Source organism: Sphingobium sp. TomTYG73 (assembly GCF_055394245.1).
Map to the genome: position 1 here is coordinate 1,362,883 of NZ_AP027339.1, position 13,399 is coordinate 1,376,281.

The window sequence follows — 13,399 nt, forward strand, 5'->3', positions numbered from 1 at the left end:
CCTCTGTTCGCGTGGATTACAGCGGGCTAGGTCGGCATGGTTGCGCCGTCAAGGCACAGAAGGGATCGGAAAAGATGTTCAGGAAAACGCTTCATACCCTCCTGTTACTGGCGCCCTTGCCCGCGCTGGCTCAACCTACCGCAACGCCTACCCCCACCGACGCGCCGCCAAAGCTGATCGTCTCTATCTCGGTCGATCAGTTTTCAGCCGATCTCTTCAGCGAGTATCGCCCCTATTATAGCGGCGGCCTCAAGCGCCTGGGCGAAGGCGCCGTGTTTCCGCGCGGATATCAAAGCCACGCCGCAACCGAAACCTGTCCGGGCCACAGCACCATCCTGACCGGCAGCCGACCATCACGCACCGGCATCATCGCCAATAGCTGGATCGATCAGAACGCCGCCCGACCCGATAAAACAATCTACTGCGCGGAGGATGAGAAGCAGCCGGATAGCAGCAGCTCCAAATATATCCCCTCCCCCGTCCATCTGCGCGTGCCCACACTCGGCGAACGCATGAAGGCAACCAATCCCGCCGTCCGCAACGTGGCCATCGCCGGAAAGGATCGCGCGGCCATCATGATGGGCGGCGCAAAGGCGGATCAAGTCTGGTGGCTGGGGCCGAAGGGCTATGTCAGCTATCCCGGCACGCCAACGCCTCCGCTGGTCGCACGGGTGAACGCAGTGTTCGAACAGCGGCTCGCCCAGCCCAATGCCGGTTTTGACCTGCCCCCGCAATGCGCCGCCAAGGATTTTCCCGTGAACGCTGGCACGCGGGTCGTAGGCACCGGCCGCTTCGCAAGGCCCGCCGGTCAATTCGGCGCATTCCGTGCGTCGCCGGAGCAGGATGCCATGACCCTGGCGTTCGCCGCTGCCGCCATCGAAAGCATGAGCCTTGGCAAGCAGGCTCAAACCGACCTCATTTCCATCGGCCTGTCGGCGACCGACGTCATCGGCCACGCCTATGGAACAGAAGGAACCGAAAGCTGCATCCAGATCGATCGGCTAGACCGCGAACTGGGCGCTTTCTTCGACCGGCTCGACAAGCAGGGCATCGATTATGTCGTGATGCTCACCGCGGATCATGGCGGCCACGACCTACCGGAACGCCATCAGCAAAATGCGATGCCAATGGAGCAGCGCGTCGATCCGGCGCTCATGCCCCGCGCGCTTTCAGAAGCCGTGGCCTCCCGCACCGGCGTAAACGGCAAGGGCTTGATCCAGGGCGATGGCCCGTCCGGCGACCTTTATTTCGACCGCAATCTCACCCGCGCCCAACGCGCCAAGGTGGAAGCCGCCACGCTCGCGCTGTTGCGCGCCCATCCGCAGGTCGAAACCGTCTTTACCAAGACGCAGATCGCCGCCGCGCCGTCTCCTTCAGGTCCGCCGGAAAGCTGGAGCCTGCTTCAGGAAGTTCGGGCCAGCTTCGATCCCGAACGCTCGGGCGACCTCGTCCTGCTGCTGAAACCATGCGTAACGCCCATCGCTAATCCTGCGTACGGCGCAGTCGCAACGCATGGCTCCCCCTGGGACACGGATCGACGCGTACCGATCCTCTTCTGGCGCAAGGGCATGCAGCATTTCGAACAGCCGCTCGGCGTCGAAACGGCTGACATCATGCCGACGCTGGCGGCGCTCATTCGTCTGCCCGTTGCCCGCAATGAGATAGACGGCAGGTGCCTCGACCTGATCGCAGGCCAAGGCGACAGCTGCGCGGCGAATTAAGGGTCAAATATTCTCCGCAAAGCCGTCCCGTTCCGCGTCCATCAGGGAGTGAACGCGGTGCGGCGCGGACACTTCGACCCGGCTCGTGACCTCATATTGCGCCTTTGCCTGACGCACATTGCTGTTCGCCGGAACACTGTCGGTCAGCCAGACATTGCCGCCGATCACTGACCGGCTGCCGATGATGATGCGGCCCAGAATGGTAGCGCCCGCATAAATCACCACGTCATCCTCGATGATCGGGTGCCGGGGGATCGCCTTGGCCAAAGCGCCCCTCTCATCGGCAGGAAAGCTGCGCGCGCCCAGCGTCACACCCTGATACAGCCGCACCCTGTCACCCACTATGGCCGTTTCGCCGATTACGACGCCGGTGCCATGATCGACGAAGAAACTGCGCCCGATCGTTGCACCCGGATGAATGTCGATACCCGTGCGCGAATGGGCAATCTCGGAGATGATACGGGCGACCAGCGGCGCGCCCAGATCATAGAGGCGATGGGCAAGCCGATGGTGGATGATCGCCAGCATCGATGGATAGCAGATCAGCACCTCGTCCACGCTACGCGCGGCGGGATCGCCCAGAAATGCCGCTTCGACATCGGAATCGAGCATGTCGCGCAAGCCAGGCAGGCTTTGGGCAAAGTTGCCGATGATGCGCGCGGCTTCGCCATCGATTTCGGCGGGCGGTCTGCCGTGCATATTGTAGAGAAGCTCAAGGCGTATCTGGCCGTAGAGGCGGCTGAGCGCCGTCTGCAACGTCTGCGCTACAAAGGCGTCTTCATTATGGGTGCGAATGAAGCTCGGACCAAGGCGCAACGGAAACAGCGCGCCGCATAGCGACGTCATGATCTTGGTGAGATTGGCCCGTGACGGAAAACCCTCCGCGCCATATTCGGCATGATGCTGCTGCGCCGCGCGCCAGCCTGTGCGAACCTTCCCAAGATCGCTCACCAGCCGATCCAGGTCCCAATAGCCTTCCAGAAGCTGATCTTCGCTTTCGCCTTCTGCGGTCATATGCGCCTCTTGTTCAACAGCAGCTGGCATAGACCGCCACCAGCCGATCCGGTAAACGAGTTTTGCTTGGCCTCGCGATGTTTCTTTTTAACCGGAAGCCTCGGCCCGGTTTCAGCGGATAGGGCCTGCACCAGCTATATGCAGGCGGATTTCCACACTCAACCCGCCTTCGAGCCGGTTTTCCAGAACTAGCCTACCGCCTTCCTGATCGACCGCCTTCGCCACGATCGCGAGGCCAAGTCCCAAGCCCCGAGTATAACGCCCCCGCGCCTCATCGAGTCTGAAAAAGGGCTTCAACACCTCCTCCAGCTTGTCCTCCGGGATGCCCGGACCATCATCCTCCACCCGGATCAGCGCCTCCCCGTCACGGCGCTCGACGCTGACATAGGCCCGCTGGCCATAATGGAGCGCGTTTTCGACCAGATTGATGACCGCGCGGCGCAACAGCATCGGCCGCACATCCATTTCCAGATGATCCGGCCCCTCATAGCTTACATCGGCCCCTTGATCCTGAAAGCTATCCACCACCGTCGCGACCGCGACCGCCACGTCCGCGCGCACAGGCGGCTCGCCATTTTTTTCGCCGCCCAGGAAGGCGAGCAGCGAGTCGATCATCGCCCCCATTTCGCCAAGGTCGCCGGCCATCGCATCACGCGCTTCCGCATCGCGAATTCCCTCCAGCCGAAGCTGCAAGCGGGCCAGTGGCGTGCGCAAGTCATGCCCGACGGCGGCCAGCGTTTCGGTGCGCTCGGTGATCAGGCGATGTATACGCGTCTGCATCGCATTGAACGCACGGATCAGGTCCCGCACATCGCTGGTCCCGCTTTCCGCGACGACGACCTCATCGCTCAGGCCAATATGCTCGGTCGCCTTGGTCAGGTCCTTGAGCGGCGCCAGCGTCCGCCGGATCAGCATGCCCCCAGCCACCATCAGCGCCACCAGCGGAATGAGCGCCAGCCCCATCCGCCCGATGGTAAAGGTCCACTGCCCCCCGCTATGCCGCATCCCGAAATAGAGCCAGCTGCGATCGGGCAACTGCAAGCCGCCATTGATCTGCGACCCCCGCCCGCCGGGCGACGCAAGGCGCAGCCAGAGACCGGACTGTTCCAGGCTCGGCTCCCAGGCAATGATCTGCCGCCGCATCCGCTGCAATTCCGGTGCCAACGTGGGCGGCGGTGGCGATGCAGGCGTCCAATGAATGTCATAGCGGTCGGTGGTAAGCTGGATCGCCATCGCATGCCGGTCGTTCGGCGGCTGCTCCGTCACCAGCTTGCGCGCGATCACCAGATGCTCGGCCAACCGCCGCGCCTCGTCATCCTGCAAGGAAAGATGGCCAGCCCGCTCATAAATCAGCGTGCCCACCGCAAATTCCAGCGTGAGCGCCAGCAGCAGGATCGCCAGCAGCCGGCCGACCAGACCCAGCGACCGGCTCATATGCAAGCTCAAGCCCGGCTGACTTCCGCGTTGAACATATACCCCACGCCGCGCACGGTCGTGATCGGCGCCGCCGCGCCTTCGGTCGACAGCTTGCGCCGCAACCGGCTGACCAGCACATCGATGCTGCGATCAGAGCTGTCACCCATGCGCGTGCGCGACAATTCGATCAGCCGCTCGCGTGCGATGACCCGCTGCGGGTGGCTGAGGAAGGAGCCGAGCAGGTCGAACTCCGCACCCGTCAGATCGACGATCGCGCCGGTGGGCGACCGCAGCTCCCGACGCGGGAAGTTGACGACCCAGCCGTCGAAACGCGCCTCATTCTCCCGATGTTCGTCCGGCCCCCGCTCCACGCCCACACGGCGCAGGATAGCCCGTATCCGCGCGATCAGTTCGCGCGTGCCAAACGGCTTGGGCAGATAATCGTCCGCGCCCAGCTCCAGACCCACGATCCGATCGGTCTCGCTGCCCTTCGCGCTGATGAAGATGATCGGGACGTCGCTCTTGCGGCGGATCTGGCGACACAGGTCGATGCCATTGGTGCCCGGCAGCATCACGTCCAGCACGACCAGATCAACCGGCCCACCGTCAAAGGCCACCCACATTTCCGGCCCCGAAGAAGCAGGCCGCACCTGATAGCCATGTTCCTGAAGAGCGCGCGCGGTCAGCGTGCGCAGCGGCGGATCGTCCTCGACAAGTATGATCGTGGGGGCGGTCATGCCGGAAATGTTGCGCGACTAAAACGGCTCATAGCGCCTGAAGTAGGGGCGGCTGCCAACAGGGTCAACCGGACGTTACCGCAGAAACCCTCGGAAACAGGTCCAGCAACAATTTGTCATGACAGGGACAATTTCGCCCCCATTACGAGCAAGAATGCCATGCCGGGCCTCGTGAAAGGCCCGGCATGATTTGCGTCAGAAAGCGGCCGACAGGGAGAATACCACCTGGCTGCGCGCGATCGACTTGCCGAAATTGTCACCGTCCTGAACCATGAAGTTCGGGCGGATGTAATTTTCTTCCGAACGCTTGATGTCGGTATCGACATAGGCGACGCCGAGCGTCAGCGGCGTGCCGGGGATCGCGACGTCCGCGCCGACCAGCCAGTCGAGATACTTGCCCGTGGGCGCGATCGACGTGCCGTTCGGACCAAGGCCGGGGTTGCCGTCCGAATAGCCCAGATGCGCCTTCAGCGTAACCGGCGTGCCCGGCACTGCGCCGCTAACGTCGCCCCAGATGTACAGATTGTCTTCCTTGTCGCCCGGATCAGCGACCGTGCATGCCGCGTCGCTGCACCAATTGCCCAGCGCCTGCTGCTTGGGCGCATAGGCGACGCCCAGCAGACCCTTGACCGGGCCAAGCTGGCTCGAAAGCTTCACATAAGGCTCAGCGAAGTCGGTCTTGTCCGCGCCCGACGGATACATGTACCAGGTCAGGCCGACGTCCAGCGTCGCGCTGCCCAGCGGGATGGCATAGCCAGCGAACAGATCGAGTTCCATGTTGGAACCGCCGAACTGGCCCCAGCCGGAAAGGTTCGAAGCCCAGGTGCCGACATAGGCGCCGCTTTCATGGGTGGCTGTGATGCCGCCCTGAATGGCCATGCCCTTGTCGCTCTGCGACACGCCACGGAAGCGATAATCGGAAACCAGCGCAACGCTGCCCGAAACGGTGACGGGACCTTCGGCCTCTTCCTGAGCGAAGGCCGGAGCGCTCGACAACAGGGCAAGAGCCGCACAGGCCATCTGCAACTTAGCGATTTTCATGAACATTCCCCTTTTTCGGTAAGAATGTTCCGTCCTGCGTCCGCTCCGGCCCAAAGGTCTGAATGCCCTGGATCCCGGCGGATTGACAGTAGGCTAGGGCGCGTCCGGATGAAGGGGAATGGACTTTTACCGCAAGTGCGAAGGTGACATTCAGGCCGTGCCATCAAAGGCACGGTTATTTGCTGATGGCGTTCCAAACATGTCTATTTGATTTCCTGATCACATCCAGACATGAAAAAGCCGCCGCACCTGGAAGGGGTGCGGCGGCTAACGACGCCTGATGGAGGGGGGAGGTTCAGGCGGCGAGGTTACGCAGGCGTCCGGTTGCGCCCGCCAGTTCGACGCTGGCTCCGGTGCCACGGCGGCGGTCTATCCATTCCCGCACCATCTCGGCGCAGGTATGGTCGATATGGAGCAGCCGCTCGACGTTCAGGATGACTGGACGTTCGGCGGGAACCGACTCCAGCTTTGCCGACAATTTGGGAAGCGTCAGGAATGTGGCCGTACCATGCAGTGCCAATTCATGCGCATCATCCCGCTGGTCCTCGTCCAGACCCAGACGCAGACGGCGCGCATGGGGCAGCAGTTCAAGCAGCGACAGACTAATACCCACCAGCACGCCCGTCAGCAGATCCATCGTGACCACCATGATCAGCGTCACCGCCCACACCACGGCAGGCAGCGGGCCATAACGGTGAAGCAGGTGCTTCACATGGTCCAGGCTGACCAATCGAACGCCGGTCACGACCAGGATGCCTGCCAGCGCCGCCATCGGAATCTCACGCAGCAACCAGGGCAGCAGCGCGACGAAGCCGAGTATCCAGATGCCGTGCAAGACAGCGGACATGCGGGTCTTGGCACCCGCCTGGACGTTCGCGGAACTGCGGACGATAACGCCGGTCATCGGCAAAGCACCCGCAACGCCGCACAGCAGATTGCCTACGCCCTGCGCGCTCAATTCGCGATTATAGTTGGTCCGCACGCCATCATGCATCCGGTCCACCGCAGCGGCCGACAGCAATGTTTCAGCACTGGCGATGAAGGCGATCGCGATCGCCGTCGTGATGACCGTCGGGTTCATCAACTGCTGAAACAGCCCTTCGCCCGGCAATGTCACCGCTGCGACGATCGATTCCGGCACCACCACGCGGGCCACCGGCAGGCTGAACAGAAACGCCACCAGCGTCGCCAGAACCACGCCGACAAGGGCGCCGGGCAGCAGCTTCATCGAGGCCGGGCGGATCTTTTCCCAACCCAGCATGCCGCCGATCGTGACCAGACCCACGGCAAAGGCGGTTGCTGCGTCCTGATTGCTTAGGCCGAAAAGCTGGCCCGGCATCGCGATCAGGTTCGCAAGGCCGCTGGACAGCGGCTTGTCATCGAACAGGACATGGAACTGCCCTACGACGATCAGCACGCCGATACCCGCAAGCATGCCGTGGACGACGGCGGGCGAAATGGCGCGAAACCAGCCCCCGACCCTCATCAATCCGGCAATGACCTGAATCGCACCGGCAAGAATCAGGATCGGTCCCAATGCGGACAGGCCCTGCTCGCGCACGATTTCAAAGACGATGACCGCAAGGCCCGCCGCCGGGCCGCTGACCTGCAAGGGAGAACCGGCCAGCAGGCCGACGACGATGCCGCCGATGATACCGGTGATCAGCCCCTTCTCCGGCGGCACGCCGGAGGCTACCGCGATGCCCATGCAGAGGGGCATCGCGACCAGGAACACGACGATGGATGCGGTGAAGTCGCGGCTGAACGTGCCGCCGGAAAGAGCCTTCAGCATGAGGCTTACTCCGCAGCCATTGCGATGCTGGTTTCACCAGCAAGGCGCCGCGCCTGCGCCTGTGCGACAGGAAGCGGATCACCTTCGCGCATGGGCATGAAGCGGCCGGTTTCCCCGTCGAGCCCAAGAACCTGGCCCGCATGAATATCGACATACCAGCCGTGCAGCGCGATTTCCCCACGCGCCACGCCCGCCGCCACCGACGGATGGGTGCGCAGGTGGTTCAACTGCACCACGACATTTTCCAGCGCCATGTTGCGCAGCTTTTCCGCGTCGCTCAGATCGGACGGGTAATTTTCACGGCACACCTTCTGCGCGGCATGCGAGTGACGCAGCCATGCGGCAACATTGGGCATCGACGTCAGGTCGGCATCCGTTGCCAGCGCCTTCATCGCGCCGCAATCGCTGTGCCCGCACACGATAATGTCGCGCACGCCCAGAACCATGACGGCATATTCCACCGTCGCCGTGACGCCGCCCAGCTGGCTGGCGTGCGGGGGCACGATGTTGCCCGCATTGCGGCATACGAACAGATCGCCCGGATCAGCCTGCATGATATGTTCCGGCACGATGCGGGAGTCGGCGCAGGAAATCATCAGCGCCTTGGGGCTTTGTCCGTGATTGGCAAGCTGGTTGTAAAGCGTGCTCTTGTCGGGAAAGACTTTGCTTTCGAAACTGAAGACGCGACCGATAAGCTCGTTCATGGCTTCTATCCTTCTTTTTGGTTGCCGATCGGGGGGGGGGGCGGATCGGCGCTATTTGAAGGATAGGCATGCGCTTTTGCTGCGTCGCAGCGGCTTTGTTAAATAGTGTGTCTGACTGGTTTTTCTGCCGTCACTGCCTCTCGACAGCAGCGCTCAGCATATATCCCGCCCCCCGAACGGTGACGATCGGCGCGGCCCTGCCACCAACGCTCAGCTTCCGCCGGACCCGGCTGACCAGCACGTCGATGCTGCGATCGGACGATGGCGCATCGCGCACACCGGCCAATTCCATGAGCCTGGCGCGCGGGATCACCGTCTGCGGATTTTCCAGCATGACCTGGAGCAGTGCGAATTCGGCGGCGGTAAGCTCAATCGGCTGGTCGGCCTCGTCCTTCACTTCACGCCGCGCGAAATCGACCTGCCACCCGTCGAACCGGGCGAGCGTACTGGCGCGCAGGCCGATCAGCCGCTCCTTTTTGCTGCGACGCAGCACCGCGCGAAGCCGGGCGGCCAGTTCACGGGTCGAATAGGGCTTGGACATATAATCGTCGGCGCCCAGTTCCAACCCCACCACCCGGTCGACCTCGCTGCCGCCCGCGCCGACCAATATGATCGGCACGTCGCTCCGTTCCCGGACGTCACGGCATAGGTCCATGCCATCGGGACCGCGCAGCGCCGCATCCAGCACCAGCACGCCCACAGGCGCGGTCTTGATCGCGTTCCAGATGTCGGATGCCGACGCCGCGGGCAGCGCGCGAAAACCGCTCTGCTCCAGATATTCGCGCACCTGCTGGCGCTGTTCGGGCTTTTCCTCGGCAATCAGGATCAGCGGTGAACTCATCCGCCCTTCACTGACAGGCTGCGAAGGCCATCAAGCTCACCCTGGATAACTGCGCTGTCGCCCTGCGCCGCCGCCAGCGCCTCGCCAGCGCGCGCCCGTGCGTAGCGCCCGATTGCCGCGTCGATCTGGCCCCGCGCGCTTGCACAGTTCCCGGCGTAGCTACCCGATAGCGGGGTGAAGCGATGGATGGCCTTACCCATCGCGGCAATCGCATTGCCTTCTGCCGTCACCGAGCGGTTGACGCCCAGTTCGGCCTGCCAGCGGCAGACGGGCGTGGTCGGACGGTTGGCGAAACGCGATTCGACCTGTCGGACATGAACCGTCGATACCGTTTCGTAGCTCGTCCGATAGGCTGTGGACGCATGGCTGATGTCCGCACTGTGGACCGGAGCGACGACGGCCATGACGGCAGCGGAAGCGAAAATGGAAAGCATGCGAAGAAACTCCTTGGCATAGGAAGCGCTTGCCAAGGCATAGGCGGGGCAAATGTCTCTGAAATTTTCCGAATGTTACAAATTGTTGCTGCACACGCGGAAACGCTTCGGCGCGGCAAGGCATTTTTACGCGCCAAAATCCATCATGGTTTGAACAGCGCATGCAACTCGCCCGGCGCTCAGGCTTTTAACCCTCGTCAACGGCCGCCCGCGCCTTTGGCGCCTTCATGGCCAATGATGAGGATTGCTGAATGAAAATCGCTCAAATCGCTCCCTTGGCCGAAAGCGTACCGCCGAAGCTGTACGGCGGAACCGAGCGCATCGTTTCCTACCTAACCGAAGCATTGGTCGATCAAGGACATGACGTGACATTGTTCGCCAGCGGCGATTCCGTCACGCGCGCGGAACTGGTGCCCGTCACGGACATGGCGCTTCGCCTCAACCCCCATGTTCGCGACGCCATTCCCTATCACATGATGCTGCTGGAAGCGGTGCGCCAGCGCGCCCATGAGTTCGATGCGCTACATTTCCACATCGACCTTGTTCACATGCCGCTGGTGCAGGACATCGTCGGCCGATGCGTCACGACGCTGCACGGCCGTCTGGACCTGCCGGACCTGCGCCCTTTCTACCAGACCTTCCGTGATCACAGCCTGGTTTCCATTTCCGACCACCAACGGCTGCCTATGCCCCCGGTGAACTGGGCAGGCACTGTCTATCACGGTCTTCCCGCGAACCTTCTACCGCCGAAAATCGACAGCGATGACGGTTATCTTGCGTTTCTCGGCCGAATATCGCCGGAAAAGCGGCCCGACCGCGCCATTCGCATAGCCGCCCGTTCCGGGAGGCCGCTCAAGATCGCCGCCAAGATCGACAATGTGGACAAAGCATATTGGGAGGCGGAGATCGCGCCGCTTATCAACCTTCATCCCAACATTCATTTCGTCGGCGAAATCAATGAAGCGCAGAAGGCTGATTTCCTCGGCGGCGCCAGCGCCCTCCTCTTCCCGATCGACTGGCCCGAACCATTTGGCCTCGTGATGATCGAGGCAATGGCCTGCGCGACCCCGGTCATCGCCTTCCGCTGCGGATCGGTTCCCGAAATTATCGACCATGGCGTGTCGGGCTTCATCGTCGATACAGAGGATCAGGCCGTCGAAGCCGTTTCCCGGCTCGGCGAACTCAACCGTCGCGGGGTACGCGCCGCCTTTGACGCACGTTTCACGGCAGACCGGATGGCGGCCGACTATGTCTCGCTTTATCACGGCCTGCCTGGCGCGCGCACCGATGCCGCCCGGCTTCGTCGCGAGCGCGGCGATGAAGCGGAGCTTCACCTTCAGGTCGTCGGATAAGGAGAGTCGCATGACGGCGAGCCAGTTGCAGCCAGAAGCCTTGGCCACGGAACCGGCGAAGTCCCTGTCCCAGCAGCAGACCCAGTTCTTTATCCCGGCCACCGCTTCGCTCCACGAAAGGCGTCCCCGAACGCTGAAGCATGGGGACAGCTTCGCGGTCTTCGACCATAGCGGCGATGCGATTGCCGGACCGGGGAGTCCCGAAGGGCTTTACCACCGCGACACCCGGCACCTGTCGCACCTCTATATGACGATCAACGGACTCCGGCCCATATTGCTGAGTTCCGCATTGCGTGACGACAACGCCATGCTGACCTGCGACCTCACAAATCCCGATTTTTCAGGCGACGATGGCAGGGTCGCGGTGGAACATGACCTTATCCACCTGCGCCGCACAAGGTTCCTGTGGGACTCCGCCGTCCATGAGCGGATCACGATCCGCAACTTCGACACCGAAGCTCGAACGGTGAAGGTGGAGATGAGCTTCGCTGCCGATTTTGCCGATCTGTTCGAGATCCGCGGCATGACGCGCTTGCGTAAGGGGATCATGAAGCCCCCTGTCGTGGGAAGCGCCGACGTTCTCCTCGTCTATGAAGGCCGCGACGCCAAGACCCGCGAAACCCACCTCTGCTTTGATCCGGCGCCTCAAGAGCTCACCGAAAGCCATGCCATGTTCGAGGTCATGGTCCCGCCCGGCGAACGGCGCACCTTGTACATGCGCATTGCATGCGAACGGGTCGAATTGACGCAAGAACCCTTCTCACGCCAGTTCCTCAAAACCCTTCGCGAATCCATGAAGTCGCTGAAACAGGCAAGGGCGCGCGGCGCGACCGTCCGTTCATCAAATGCTCTGTTCGATGAGGTTACGCGCAGGTCCGTTGCGGATATCACCATGCTGTCCACGGACACCGAATTTGGTCCCTATCCCTATGCGGGCATTCCCTGGTTCAGCACCGTGTTCGGCCGCGACGCCATCATCACCGCGCTCGAAACACTTTGGTATGATCCAGCGCTCAGCCGTGGCGTGCTCGGCTATCTGGCGAAGCATCAGGCCACCGCGTTCGACCCGGCAGCGGACGCGGAGCCGGGGAAGATACTGCACGAAGTCCGCCATGGCGAAATGGCGGAACTGGGCGAAGTGCCGTTCCGCCATTATTACGGCAGCATCGATTCAACGCCATTGTTCATCATGCTGGCTGGCGCTTATCTGGAACGAACAGGCGACCAGCCCTTCATCACCAGCCTGCTGCCGCATCTGGATGCAGCCCTCGAATGGGTCGATCAGTATGGCGACCGCGATGGGGACGGCTTCGTGGAATATGGGCGGCTCACCGATCAGGGCCTGACCAATCAGGGCTGGAAGGACAGTCATGACTCGATCTTCCACGAGGATGGCTCGATCGCGCGCGGCCCCATCGCGCTCGCGGAGGTCCAGGCCTATGTCTACGGCGCCTGGAGAGCCGCCGAAGCCATCCATCGGGCGATCGGCGATGCTCAACGGGGGGCGGACTACGGACTACGCGCCGACCATTTGCGCGACCATTTCGATGCGGCCTTCTTCGACCCGCAACTTGGCACCTATGTGCTGGCGCTGGATGGAGAAAAAAAGCCCTGCCGCGTTCGTTCTTCCAATGCCGGGCATGTGCTGTTTACCGGCCTCGCGCGGGAAGAGCGCGTGGAATCGGTGGTGCGCACGCTGATGGCGCCAGCCTCCTTTTCCGGATGGGGCGTCCGCACCATCGCATCGACGGAAGCGCGCTACAATCCAATGAGCTATCATAATGGCTCGATCTGGCCTCATGACAATGCCCTCATCGCGGCGGGCTTCTCCCGCTACGGCTACAAGCGTGAGGCAGCGCAGATATTCGAAGGCCTCTTCGCGGCCGCGACATATGTGGACCTCATGCGCTTGCCGGAACTTTTCTGCGGATTTCCCCGCCGCCGCGCGCAAGGACCGACCTTCTATCCCGTGGCCTGTAGCCCCCAGGCATGGTCCGCCGCAGCGCCTCTGTCACTGATCCAGTCGAGCCTGGGTATCGGCTTCGACGTAGCAGGCCCTGAAATCTCCCTGCGCGAACCAGCCCTGCCGCGATTCCTCGACGAACTGCGGCTCTATGGCCTGCGCATTGGCGAAGCATCGATCGACATCGCCTTTGACCGGATGGGAGACAAGGTCGTGGTAAAGCCGCTCGACCGAACAGGCTCGGCGCGGGTGGTGACGATCGCTTGAGGCTTATGCCTGACGGCTCCGCGTCATCACAGGCTGCTAAAAATGGTGCAGGACGCATTCCAGAGCGAACCCGTCTCTTCCCTGCATTTCCCTGATGTTGCCGTGAACTGCATTTTC

Annotated in this window: 11 protein-coding genes; 3 read left to right on the forward strand and 8 right to left on the reverse strand. The window is 62.5% G+C overall.

The annotated features are described in order from the left end of the window. The first annotated feature begins 74 nt into the window (after positions 1-74). Positions 75-1,721 (forward strand): alkaline phosphatase family protein, encoded by a 1,647-nt coding sequence (locus ACZ5TH_RS06880; RefSeq protein WP_464795073.1) that lies wholly within the window; start codon positions 75-77, stop codon positions 1,719-1,721. 3 nt (positions 1,722-1,724) lie between these two features. On the opposite strand, the gene epsC is transcribed toward ACZ5TH_RS06880, so the two are convergent. The 8 genes from epsC to ACZ5TH_RS06920 form a co-directional block, all read right to left on the reverse strand. Next, positions 1,725-2,735: a serine O-acetyltransferase EpsC gene (epsC, locus tag ACZ5TH_RS06885; protein ID WP_464793383.1), complete on the reverse strand. Its 1,011-nt coding sequence runs from the start codon at positions 2,733-2,735 to the stop codon at positions 1,725-1,727. A gap of 111 nt (positions 2,736-2,846) precedes the next feature. Continuing rightward, positions 2,847-4,169 (reverse strand): ATP-binding protein, encoded by a 1,323-nt coding sequence (locus ACZ5TH_RS06890; RefSeq protein WP_464793384.1) that lies wholly within the window; start codon positions 4,167-4,169, stop codon positions 2,847-2,849. 8 nt (positions 4,170-4,177) lie between these two features. Next, complete coding sequence (locus ACZ5TH_RS06895; protein WP_464793385.1) at positions 4,178-4,888, reverse strand: response regulator; 711 nt, start codon at positions 4,886-4,888, stop codon at positions 4,178-4,180. Positions 4,889-5,083: 195 nt separating this feature from the next. Further along, complete coding sequence (locus ACZ5TH_RS06900) at positions 5,084-5,935, reverse strand: TorF family putative porin (protein ID WP_464793386.1); 852 nt, start codon at positions 5,933-5,935, stop codon at positions 5,084-5,086. Between the two features lie 289 nt (positions 5,936-6,224). After that, the gene (locus ACZ5TH_RS06905; RefSeq protein WP_464793387.1) at positions 6,225-7,721 is read right to left on the reverse strand and encodes a SulP family inorganic anion transporter; all 1,497 of its coding nucleotides are present in this window, start codon (positions 7,719-7,721) and stop codon (positions 6,225-6,227) included. 5 nt (positions 7,722-7,726) lie between these two features. Beyond that, the gene (locus ACZ5TH_RS06910; protein WP_460986116.1) at positions 7,727-8,425 is read right to left on the reverse strand and encodes a carbonic anhydrase; all 699 of its coding nucleotides are present in this window, start codon (positions 8,423-8,425) and stop codon (positions 7,727-7,729) included. Positions 8,426-8,555: 130 nt separating this feature from the next. After that, complete coding sequence (locus ACZ5TH_RS06915) at positions 8,556-9,266, reverse strand: response regulator transcription factor (protein WP_460986117.1); 711 nt, start codon at positions 9,264-9,266, stop codon at positions 8,556-8,558. Continuing rightward, entirely contained in the window at positions 9,263-9,700 is a 438-nt protein-coding gene (locus tag ACZ5TH_RS06920) for a hypothetical protein (RefSeq protein WP_464793388.1), read from the reverse strand. Before ACZ5TH_RS06920 ends, ACZ5TH_RS06915 begins: the two co-directional genes overlap by 4 nt. 251 nt (positions 9,701-9,951) lie before the next feature. On the opposite strand from ACZ5TH_RS06920, the gene ACZ5TH_RS06925 reads away from it, so the two are divergent. Together ACZ5TH_RS06925 and ACZ5TH_RS06930 are read left to right on the forward strand one after the other, a co-directional pair. Next, positions 9,952-11,052, forward strand: a complete 1,101-nt coding sequence (locus ACZ5TH_RS06925) for a glycosyltransferase family 4 protein (RefSeq protein ID WP_464793389.1) — start codon at positions 9,952-9,954, stop codon at positions 11,050-11,052. Positions 11,053-11,062: 10 nt separating this feature from the next. Beyond that, a complete protein-coding gene (locus tag ACZ5TH_RS06930; protein ID WP_464795074.1) occupies positions 11,063-13,282 on the forward strand; it encodes an amylo-alpha-1,6-glucosidase in 2,220 nt (739 codons plus the stop codon). Positions 13,283-13,399: the final 117 nt, after the last annotated feature.